This window comes from Kribbella sp., from assembly GCF_035687465.1.
Taxonomy (GTDB): Bacteria; Actinomycetota; Actinomycetes; order Propionibacteriales; family Kribbellaceae; genus Kribbella.
This window is the reverse complement of record NZ_DASRXP010000567.1, coordinates 22,302-32,485: the sequence shown is the minus strand read 5'-3', so window position 1 is coordinate 32,485 and position 10,184 is coordinate 22,302. Positions and strand designations below refer to the sequence as shown.

Genomic DNA, 10,184 nt, shown 5'->3' with positions numbered 1-10,184 from the left:
CCCGCAACGCGGCGCTATCCCCGCGGCGCGGACAGCCGCAGAGACTTGCCCGTGCGTCGACTTTCGCGGCAGCACGACGACACGCCGGCGGCGTCGCCCGCAGCTTCCCCTCGCACGCGCGGCCGGCTCAGTGGCGCGGCTCACAGGGACGCCGCAGGCCGAGCCCGCGCCCCTACCCGGCGCCGCACGGGCCGTACGCCTACGCACCCTGGCCGTACCCGGTGCCACCCTTCCCACCGCCGTACCCGACCTCGCCTCCCCCGCAGCAGGAACCCCCGGGTGACGCGATGGCAGGTGCGCCCGCAGCCAAACCGGACGCGGAACCACCGGACAGCGCGCCTGATCCCGGACCGGACTCGGGCCCGCAAGGCGAGTACGGGCGCGGGTCCCGGCACGGGCAGGGGCAAGGGCAGGGCTCAGGTGGTCGCTGGTCGCGTCGTGGCAGTCAGATCGTGCTCTACGGGGCGTGACCACGATGGCCGATGCCGCTTGGTTCCTTGAGCAGGAGTGTCGTGCGCTGCGTACCCGGCTGGCGCTCGTGCAGCCCTTCGTGCTGCACGAGTCGATGCTGCCGGCCGCCGCGCTCGCGCCCGACGCGCTGATCGCGGTCGAGCGTTTCCTGTTGCAGGGCCGCGAGGAGCTGCGGCAACGGCTCGACGACTACTTCGACTGGCTTCTCGGTGTCGGCGCGACCGCGACGCCCGCCGAACAGCAGCGGCGCTTCGTAGGCCTGCGGTGGCGCTTCAACGACGTGCTGACCCAGTTCGACACGTTCCAGCAGGCCATCACGCAACGCAGCGAGGCCAGGATCGGCATCTGGCTGTCCGGCCTGGACGTGGTTGCACGGGACGCGCTGGAACTGCCCGGCATCACCGTTCCGCCTGTGATCACCTACCTCGACCGGGGCCAGGGTGCGGCGATCCGTCGCGCACGGACCCGATTGGCAGGCGGCGACCTCAGCCCAACCGCGCTGGTGCTGATTCCGCGCGAACGCATGATCGGTTCGAACGGAATCGCGTCATCACTCCTGCACGAATGCGGACACCAGGTCGCCGCCCTGCTGGACCTGGTCCCGTCCTTGCAGCAGGAGGTACGGCGGTACGCCCGGACGCGGCCGGACGACGAACGGCCGGCGTGGCGGTTGTGGCACCGGTGGATGTCCGAGATCGCGGCCGACCTCCATGCCGTCGGCAAGCTGGGGATCGGGGCGACGCTCGGACTGATGGGTGTCGTCAGCCTTCCCCGCATCTTCGTGATGCGGGTCGCGGAAGACGATCCGCACCCCTTCCCGTGGATCCGGGTGCATCTCAGCTGCGCGATGGGCGACGTGCTGTACCCGCACCCGCAGTGGGCGGCCGTAGCCCGGTTGTGGGACGAGCTGTATCCCCCGACCGGACTGGACGCCGTACGGCAACGGCTTTTCACGACATTGCGCCGTACCTGCTCACTGGTCGCCCGGCTCGCGGTCGGACACCGCCCGGCGGCTCTGCGCCGCCGGTCGATCGGTGACCTGCAGCCGAGCCGGGAGCGTACTCCGGACCGGCTGGCCCGGCACTACGACGAGCTGCTGGCCGACCCGACCCGGCTCTACCGGACCCGTCCGACGCTGGCGTTCGCGATCCTCGGTCAGGCACGCGCCGACGGCCGGCTCATGCCCGAGGACGAGAGCGGTGTCGTCAACGACCTGCTGACCCGATGGGCGTTGGACTCGACGTTCGCCGCCGCCGGCAGCTACCTCCCGCAACCAACTCACCTTGTCACCAGTTCAGAGGAGACATCCTGATGCCAACCAACGAATACACCGCTCTGGTGGAAGCCAAGCCGGCCGAGATCGAGCAGGGCGGCCGGGTGCGGCTGATCGCCGTCCCCGACACCAGCGACGACTTCCACATCACCGAGGCGTCCTGGAACCTCCCTGGCCGCGGTCCGCACGTCGTCACCACCTATGCCAGTGACGACGTCACCGAGGCGACGGCCGTCTGGCGCGTGCCGGACGACCAGACCCCGGGGACGTTCGACGTCCGGGTCACGCTGACACTGGTGGTGAATCCGCGCCGGCGCGGAAGTAGTGGTTCCAGCCCCGCACCGACCGACGGAATCGCGCGCGGCCTGACTGAGGTCACCGTGCGCGCCCGGCCGTTCGCCTCTGGCGACGCGGTCGCGGTGACGATGCGCCGCGGCGATGTGGTGGAGACCGACGACCAGGCGTTCTGGGTCGCGATCCGCAACAGCACCCGCGCGCTGTCGTTCAACCGGTACCTCGAGTTCCTGACCGGCACGCTGCGCAAACGAGACGCGCGACGGCTCGCAAAACTGCAGAAGACCCGGGCGCTGCCGTTCCCGGACATGGACCAGTACCGGGTCCTGAAGACGGCTACCGAAGTGTTCATGATGGCCAATTGCGGCGTCCGGGTGGACGCGGACCGGCTCGGCCGCCCGTTCAAGGGACTCGACCTCGACCAGGAACGGGTCCGGCTGAACCGCCCGGACCTTGACGACGACCCGTTCCGGGCCGAGATCCGCAGTCAGTGGGAGGACTACATCACCGAAGGTCCTCGGCTGCCGGGTGAGGAGGACCAGGCGTATCTGCCCTACCTGGCGGTGATCCGGCTCAGGCTGGGCGACATCGATCTGGTTGGCGACCGCGATGTCGGCGTGAACACGTACGGCATCCTGCAGAGCAAACTGACCAACCCGTGCCTGATCGAGCTGATCTGGAACTTCTGGCATCGTGAGGCCCACCTGGTCCACGCGATCTCCGCACTGCTGCTGCGGTTCCAGAACGTACGGACCGGTCGCGGCCCGGATCCCCTTGCCCACCTGGAGATCGACCCACTACGGCCGCTGAGCAACCTGATGTGGGGCATGGTCAACGACGAGCAGCACCGGCTCACGGACACCCGAGTGGCCTACGAACTGTTCCACCACTACGGCATCAGCCTGCTGCAGCCCGGCCAGCCGCAGATGCGTCCGGCGGACAGCCGGGTGCACTTCCTCGGCAGCTTCCACCGACTCCTGCACGTGGTCTCCGCCTTCCTCAAGGAGGACGACGACACCACAGTGCTCGCGGACGCCTTCCCGGTACTCAACGCACTCAAGGAGGTGCACCTGCAGCTCACCGAGGGGCAGGGCAACCAGTACCTCGAACTGCCCTGGCAGGCACGGCAGGAGGACCTCATGTATCAGTACATGCTGGCCCGCCCCGAGATGCGGGAGTTCCTGCCGAGCCGGACGATGGTCGCCTACCCAGAGGGCTGGATGGACCCGGTCGAGACGGTCAAGCGCCTCTACGGCTGGCCTGATGCGTCAGTGATGCACTTCCGCGACCTGGCCGTCTTCGGCGAGCAACTGCTCATCGGCATCCGCTACGGCAACTGGAACGACGTCCTGCTACCGCAGCAGGCGGCCAACTGGGTTCGCTACTGGCGTCCGGAGCTGCAGGGCTACATCCACGCCTACCGGGCTGTCACCGGCGCAGACCTCACCGTCGACCCCGTGGACACCACGATGCCGTCCGTGCTCCTACGGCAGCGGCTACTTGAGCAGTTGGCCGGCAGCGGGGCGTACGAGGACCGACGCCGTACGACGCCCTCCCGTCTGCCCGGTTACTCGGAAACGTTCTGACAGGGAGCCGCACCATGACCAGCGAAGCATTCCTGGACGAGGCCGAGGTGTGGGGCGAGGTATCCGGCACCGGTACGTCGGATCCACTCGACAATGCCTTGCCCCAATCCGGGCCGGGCTTCTACTGCAAGAGCACCGGCCGCCAGTACGGGCGCCGCGAAACCCTGCGGGCGATGACGTCGATCGCCGCGGAGTGGCTCCGGCGGCACCCCAGCGGGCCGAGGATCGGCGTCACCGACATCAGCCTGCGCGGCGGCGGCCCGATGGCGCCACACAAGTCGCACCAGCGTGGCACGGACGTCGACATCCGGCCTGTGCGCAACGACGGCAAGGAGGAGCCGATCACCTACACGATGCCGGCCTATTCCCGCCAGCTCACCCAGGAGCTGGTCGACCTGATCCGGAACAACCCGGTGGTGCAGGTCTCCAAGGTGTTCTTCAACGACCCGCAGATCAAGGGAGTTTCGCCGCTGAGTGGCCACCACGACCACATGCACGTGTCGTTCACGACCACTCCGGCCACTGGCGGCACGTCGTACGTGCCGAGTGCGCCTGGAGCTGCGCCGAGTGCACCAAGAGCTGTCACGGGCGGACCCCCGCCGGCAGGCCCGCAGAGCATCAGGTTGGGCACCATTCACGCCACACGGCCCGATGGCACGCGGTACACCTACCAGTTCACCAGCGACGACCTGGTGTGGACCGCGCGGTTCATCGTCGGCGAGGCCGGCGGGCGCGACAACGCGGACAACCGAGCGGTGATCTGGGCGATGATCAACCTCTACGGACTGATCCGGCACCGGCAGTACCCCACCTTCCACGGGTTCCTGCGGGCCTACTCGACGCCGCTGCAGCCGTCACTGCGTAACTGGGGCGCGGCCCGCCGGCACATGCACAAGCCCGAGTTCGTCAAAACGGGTCAGACGTACCCGCCGCCGGCGCCGCCGGGGATCCCGGTCGGCCAACTGCGGCAGTTCCTCAAGCTGCAGAGCACTGTCTGGGCAGCGCTCCCCCAGCCGGCTCGCAACCTGGCCACGAGTGCACTGACCGGGGCCGTACCGAACCCGATCGGCAACGCCACCCAGTTCGCGAGTACGGCGGTGTACTTCCGCGACCGGCACGGTCGGCTCCCGAACGACGGGCAGTGGCTCAAGTTCACCCAGGACTACGCGAAGGGCCAGCGCTGGCAGTGGGTCGGCCACCGGGCCGGGCTGAACCAGCGGAACAACGCGTTCTTTGTGGAGAATCGGTTCTCGAAGTTGCCCGCGGGCGCCGTGCGGGTGCAGCCGCCGCGGCCGTAGGCGATGACCATCGTCGATGCTCACTGCCACGTGGGACGGGGTGACGCACTGACCGGTCCCTGGGACGTCGGCCGGCTGGACGGCTACCTCCGCCGGGCGGACGCCACTGGGATCACGCGGACCGTGCTGTTCTCGGTGTTCCACGGCGACTACCTGATCGCCAACCGGGCAGTGGCGCGGGTGGTCGCCGGCCGGCCGGACCGTTTCATCGGGTTTGCGTTCGTTCATGCGGCCAGAGATGCGGGCCGAGTTGCCGAGCTGGTGCACGAATCCGTGAACCAGCTCGGCTTTCGCGGCCTGAAGGTGCACCGGCACGACGCGGCGCTGACACCCGAGATCGCGCAGGTAGCGGACCGGTACGGATTGCCGGTGCTGTACGACCCGATGGGACAGGTGGCAACCCTGGAACTGTTCGCGGCCGAGTTCCCACGCGTCGCGTTCATCGTGCCGCATCTGGGCAGCTTCGCCGACGACTGGGCAGCGCAGCGTGTGGTGATCGACCTGCTGACCCGGCTGCCGAACGTCTACGCCGACACGTCCGGAGTACGACGATTCGATCTGCTCGTGGAGGCGGTACAGCGAGCCGGACCGGACAAGCTCATCTTCGGATCCGACGGGCCCTGGTTGCATCCCGGGCTGGAGCTGGCCAAGATCAAGGCCCTCGGACTCCCACCACAGGACGAGCAGGCGATCCTAGGCGGTACGCTCCTCACCCTGCTCGGCCCCGCCATCAGCCCCCGATCTGCGGCTGGAGCCGAGCGGCCCGCCGCAACTGCAAGGCCCGGTCGCTGACGGCGAGCACCCGCGACGCCCGCCGGAGATTCCCGTCCTCCTGCGCGATCGCCAGCCGAACAGCCGTGTCCCGGGCCACATCACCGATCTCCCTCAGCGACGCCCCGCCGGCCAGAGCCTGCAGTACGGCGGCCTCGAACGCGCGCCCGGTCCGCCATGCCTCGCCGGGCTGATCAGCCGGGCGCTCGTCGTCGGGCACGTCCCCGACCGTGATCGGGCCACGACCAACGTGGCGCTGAGCGATCCTCTCGACCAAGGTCCGCAAGTCGCGCACATTTCCCGGGTACGGACGTTCGGTCAGCAGAGCACTCACCGCGGGGTCGAACCCGCCCTCGGCGTCCTGTTGAGCAGCGAAGTGCTCTGCCAGCGGCAGGATGTCGGGGGTTCTTTCACCGAGGCTCGGTAGGTGGCACCGCCAGGCGGCGATCCGGTGATAGAAGTCGCGCCGGAACGCCCCCCGCAGTTCCTCCTCGACCAGGTCACGGTTCGTCGCACAAATCAGCCGGAACCTGGTCCGGTGCCAGGTGTTCCCCCCGACCCGCTTGTAAGTGCCCTCCTGGATCACCCGCAGCAGTTCAGCCTGTAGCTGCAGGGAGAGCTCACCCACCTCGTCGAGGAACAGCGTGCCGCCGTCGGCTTCGCCGAAGGCGCCGACGCGCTGAGCAACAGCGCCAGTGAACGCACCGCGCTCATGACCGAAGAACTCACTGCCCGACAGCGACGGGACCACCGTGGTGCAGTCCAGCACGACGAGGTCGCCCTTGTCCGGCCGCGGATCCAGCGCGTGCACCAGCCGTGCCACCAACTCCTTGCCGGTCCCGCTCTCGCCGGTGATCAACAACGACAACCTGGTGAAATGCGCGACCTCGACGATCTGGCGGACCACCCGCCGCCAGACCGGCGAGTGGCCGACCAGCGTTTCACTCACCGCCGCGGAGTTCATCAGCTCGTCGACCTGCTGCCAACGACGCAACCGCTCAACAGCGTCGGACGCCGGATCTTCTGACCGGTCCCAGGCGATCACATCCCCCGCTCCCGCGGACAGCAAGCGCCACGCACCCGTGACGTCGAGAGCGTCTCCGGCAGGAACGACCACCAGCAGGCGTTGCTCGCCCTCCGCGGCAGCAGCACGGACGAAGGCCACCTCCGCGTCGGTGATGGCGTCGACCACGACGACGCCGATCGGACCCGTTGGTGGCGCCTGCGATTCCGGCAGCAGAACGGCTTCCCCGGCCAGCGCGTCAACGATGTGACGTGCCTGGTGTGACTCCAAGGCAGCACCGATACAGCGCATCCATACGGGTCCATTCCGCCCACGAGACATAGCGCTGCATCCCCACCGATCGCTCCATCCCCAGCGACTTTCCAACCGTACGCGCATCCAGCGGACCTGGCCACAGCCTGTTACCCCCGTCGCTTCGCAGTCCTCCCGCTAGCTGACGTCGGGGTTGTGGGGTTCGGCGTTTCTGGCCTCGATCGCCTTGACTGTGTTCGCGAAGGCCTTGGTCAGGACGCGTTTGCCGATGGTTCCGACGACGAGTCCGAGCAGCCGTCCCCTGAGGTTCTTACCCTCGCGGACGACCGTGACGTTCACCGCGGTCGTCCCATCGGGCTGCCGGTTGAGGTCGTAGGTGTGGCCGGATCGTCCGCCCCAGATGTTGGAGTCGGTGGTGGTGAGAACGACGTGGCTCGGGTCGGACCAGTCGTAGTGCAGACGTTCCCAGATGCCGGCGGAGCCTTCGGTAACGTCGGCATCGTGAGGGCCGCGGGCGTGGACGACGAGGTAATCGTCGGTGCTGTTGCCGAAGAGTTGCGAGCGACCCGGACCGAAGTCGGTGAGCCCGTCGATGAACTGCTCGGGCGTCGAGGTCGTGGTGGTGTGCAGATGCATCGTGGGCATGTCTACTCCTGACCCGCCCCCAGGAACACGAGAGAACTCACTCTAGACCTTGGGCAGCCGGCCGCACCGTCGACCGCTGACGCTCGTGGGCTACGCGGGCTTGGCGTACCCTGCGACGCCGGTGTCCAGCACCACGCAGGGCTCGTCGCCGACAGTCCAGGCGTCGTGTCCTGGATCGAGGTTCACGACGTCGCCGGGGCCGATGGTGAGCTCATGGCCGTCGTCGAACCGGATGGTCATCTGTCCGGAAAGACACAGGCCGGTGTGGTGGGTCTGGCAGGACTCGGTGCCGGCGATCGGCTTGACATCGTTGGACCAGCGCCAGCCCGGCTCGAAGACCCCGCGGCCGAGGGTGAAGTCGCCGAGAGTCACCACGTCCATTCGCCCGTGGTCCTTGAAGGGGCGCCGCTCGTGCGGGGTGTCGATGTTCAGCTTGTCGGACATGATGTCTCTCTCCCGATCTGGTGATGCTCAGTCAGCCGTCGTGCTGGTGAGATGCTCTCCATGCCATCTCTGACGCCGGCGTTACGAGACTGGTCGAGGATCAACTGGCAAATGTTGTCTCGACGCCCCTCGATGGCGAAGTCCCGCGGACTCAATCGCCTGGAGGTACAGGTCTCGCTGGGCAGCGCCCGCGAGCTCATTGGTGTGCCCCGTGACCGTCAAACGTCCCCGCCAGGTCAAATCACTGACTCACTTGAATAGAACGCTGGAGCGTATGTGTTGTCAAGGAGGGCCTTGAACAGGACGGTGATTAGCGACGATCCGGACCGTCGGTGCCCGCTAGACAGGTTACTGTCCGTGCTGGGCCGTGTCTCCGCGCTGGCGTTGAACCCGAAACCGTGACGACGGGGGCGCTGCGGTGACACCATGCCAGCATGGGTGGGGTGGATTCGGCATCGTCAACGGCCGCGCAGGATTTGGTCGCGGCGGGTGAGCTGGCGCTGTCCGAGGGGGCGTGGGATCGCGCCTGCGGAAGTTTCGAGTCCGCACTGGCGCATGAGACGTCACCCGAGGGATGGGATGGGCTGGCTCGCGCGCTGTGGTGGTTGGATCGCCCGGCTGAGGCCATCGACGCGCGAGTGCGCGCGCACTCGCTGTTTCGCCGTGCGGGGGACCTGGCGCGCGCGGTGCGCATTGCGTTGTGGCTGGTCCACGAGTACTCGGCTGTGCACGGGAACGAGCCCGCCGCCGAGGGATGGCTCGCCCGAGCCGAGCACCTTCTGATTGATCAGGTCGACGTGCCCGAGCGGGGATATCTCGACCTGGCCAAGGCGGAACGTTGTCTTGATCCCGTGATCGCCGCCGGCTACGCCGAGGCCGCGCTTGTGCTCGCCCGTCGCCTGAATGATCCAGATCTTGAGCTTGCCGCGCTATCCCGGATGGGGCTGGCCCAGATCACGCTGGGTCAGGTTGACGAAGGGCTGGGGTACCTCGACCAGGCCATGGCCGCGGCGACCGGAGAGGATGCGGCCACCTTCGAGGCGGTGGCGCGGACATGCTGCAGCCTGGTGCTGGCCTGCGATCTCGCCGGCGATGATGACCGGGTTCGCCAGTGGGGCAAGGTCGTGGAGGGCTACGTCCACCGCCACAACGAACTCCCGCTGCTCACCTTCTGCCCGACGTGTGGTGCGGATCTGCTGACGTCGGGCAATCGGCGCGGTGAGTCCGAGGATGAGCTGGTGCATGCTCTTGCCGAGTTGGCCAACACCGGCCGGCGATCCCGCTGCGTCGATCCCGCCGTGCGGCTCTCCCAACTGCGCATCGCGCAGGGGCGAATCGAGGAGGCCGAGGATGCGCTCGTGGGATACGGCGGATCGCCTACCGCAGTCCGTGCCGACGCCGCGATTCGCCTCGCCCGCGGTGAGGCGGCCGCGGCTGTCGCGCTGCTCGAGCGGCAGCTGTCGCTCATCAACCGATCCGGACTCCTCGCGGTGCCGCTGCTTGCCCTGCTCGTGGAGGCCCGGCTGGCAGATGGCGACCACGAGGGCGCACGAGCAACAGCCACGGAGTTGGAGAACCTTGCTGCGGGCAATGCTCGCGTCTCTGCCATCGCCACGGCGGCTGCCGGCCGGGTGGCGCTGGCCGCTGCAGCCCCGGAGGCAGTCGCACTTCTGGAACGTGGCGCGGAGTCGTTCGGCCGATTGCACATGCCGTACGAGGAGGCGCGTACACGGCTCGAGCTCGCTACCGCGCTGCGGAGCCGGGAAGGGGTTCTGGCGGTAGTCGAGGCCCGGTCCGCGCTCAAGGCGTTCGAGCGGCTCGGGGCACGCAACGAGTCCGATCGCGCCGCGGCCCTGCTTCGCGATCTGGGCATGCGGGGACGCGCCGGCCCGAAGGACGTCGGTCTGTTGACGGAGCGGGAGCAGGAGGTGTTGCAGTTGCTCGCGCAGGGTCTCACCAATCGTGAGATCGGCGCCCGGCTCTTCCTGAGCGCCAAGACCGTCGAACACCACGTCGGCGCGGTCCTGCGCAAGCTGGGGGTGAAGACCCGAACCGAAGCGGCCGCGGCTCTCTCCCGGGTCAGGGGCACCGAATAGGGGATTTCCCCGATCCTTCCAGGTCGCCAC

Annotated in this window: 8 protein-coding genes and 1 pseudogene; 6 read left to right on the top strand and 3 right to left on the bottom strand. The window is 68.2% G+C overall.

The genetic code is table 11. From position 1 onward, the window contains the following. The 5 genes and pseudogenes from VFG33_RS30165 to VFG33_RS30145 form a co-directional block, all read left to right on the top strand. Nucleotides 1-470: pseudogene (locus tag VFG33_RS30165) on the top strand (hypothetical protein); the annotation flags it as partial. After that, a complete protein-coding gene (locus VFG33_RS30160) occupies nucleotides 467-1,783 on the top strand; it encodes a hypothetical protein (RefSeq protein ID WP_325056380.1) in 1,317 nt (438 codons plus the stop codon). The pseudogene VFG33_RS30165 and the gene VFG33_RS30160, both read left to right, overlap by 4 nt. Next, the gene (locus VFG33_RS30155) at nucleotides 1,783-3,624 is read left to right on the top strand and encodes a hypothetical protein (RefSeq protein ID WP_325056379.1); all 1,842 of its coding nucleotides are present in this window, start codon (nucleotides 1,783-1,785) and stop codon (nucleotides 3,622-3,624) included. The genes VFG33_RS30160 and VFG33_RS30155 overlap by 1 nt, the downstream gene beginning before the upstream one ends. Nucleotides 3,625-3,638: 14 nt before the next feature. After that, complete coding sequence (locus VFG33_RS30150) at nucleotides 3,639-4,922, top strand: penicillin-insensitive murein endopeptidase (protein WP_325056378.1); 1,284 nt, start codon at nucleotides 3,639-3,641, stop codon at nucleotides 4,920-4,922. A gap of 3 nt (nucleotides 4,923-4,925) precedes the next feature. After that, the gene (locus tag VFG33_RS30145) at nucleotides 4,926-5,714 is read left to right on the top strand and encodes an amidohydrolase family protein (RefSeq protein WP_325056377.1); all 789 of its coding nucleotides are present in this window, start codon (nucleotides 4,926-4,928) and stop codon (nucleotides 5,712-5,714) included. Here VFG33_RS30145 and VFG33_RS30140 read toward each other — a convergent pair. From VFG33_RS30140 to VFG33_RS30130, 3 genes are all read right to left on the bottom strand, one after another. Beyond that, nucleotides 5,653-6,987, bottom strand: coding sequence for a sigma 54-interacting transcriptional regulator (locus VFG33_RS30140; protein WP_325056376.1), 1,335 nt, complete (start codon nucleotides 6,985-6,987; stop codon nucleotides 5,653-5,655). The two genes, VFG33_RS30145 and VFG33_RS30140, sit on opposite strands and share 62 nt — an antisense overlap. A gap of 159 nt (nucleotides 6,988-7,146) precedes the next feature. Continuing rightward, nucleotides 7,147-7,614 carry a hypothetical protein gene (locus VFG33_RS30135; protein WP_325056375.1) on the bottom strand — a complete coding sequence of 156 codons (468 nt, stop codon included), beginning with the start codon at nucleotides 7,612-7,614 and terminating at the stop codon, nucleotides 7,147-7,149. A 90-nt stretch (nucleotides 7,615-7,704) separates the two neighbouring features. Beyond that, complete coding sequence (locus VFG33_RS30130) at nucleotides 7,705-8,058, bottom strand: cupin domain-containing protein (protein WP_325056374.1); 354 nt, start codon at nucleotides 8,056-8,058, stop codon at nucleotides 7,705-7,707. Nucleotides 8,059-8,492: 434 nt separating this feature from the next. Here VFG33_RS30130 and VFG33_RS30125 point away from each other — a divergent pair, with 434 nt between their 5' ends. Next, nucleotides 8,493-10,154, top strand: coding sequence for a helix-turn-helix transcriptional regulator (locus VFG33_RS30125; RefSeq protein WP_325056373.1), 1,662 nt, complete (start codon nucleotides 8,493-8,495; stop codon nucleotides 10,152-10,154). Nucleotides 10,155-10,184 lie beyond the last annotated feature (30 nt).

Bases quoted from the DNA above. Each gene is read 5' to 3' on its own strand.
- VFG33_RS30155 (WP_325056379.1), top strand. From the start codon at position 1,783: ATGCCAACCAACGAATACACCGCTCTGGTGGAAGCCAAGCCGGCCGAG.
- VFG33_RS30150 (WP_325056378.1), top strand. From the start codon at position 3,639: ATGACCAGCGAAGCATTCCTGGACGAGGCCGAGGTGTGGGGCGAGGTA.
- VFG33_RS30145 (WP_325056377.1), top strand. From the start codon at position 4,926: ATGACCATCGTCGATGCTCACTGCCACGTGGGACGGGGTGACGCACTG.
- VFG33_RS30135 (WP_325056375.1), bottom strand. From the start codon at position 7,614: ATGCCCACGATGCATCTGCACACCACCACGACCTCGACGCCCGAGCAG.
- VFG33_RS30130 (WP_325056374.1), bottom strand. From the start codon at position 8,058: ATGTCCGACAAGCTGAACATCGACACCCCGCACGAGCGGCGCCCCTTC.
- VFG33_RS30125 (WP_325056373.1), top strand. From the start codon at position 8,493: ATGGGTGGGGTGGATTCGGCATCGTCAACGGCCGCGCAGGATTTGGTC.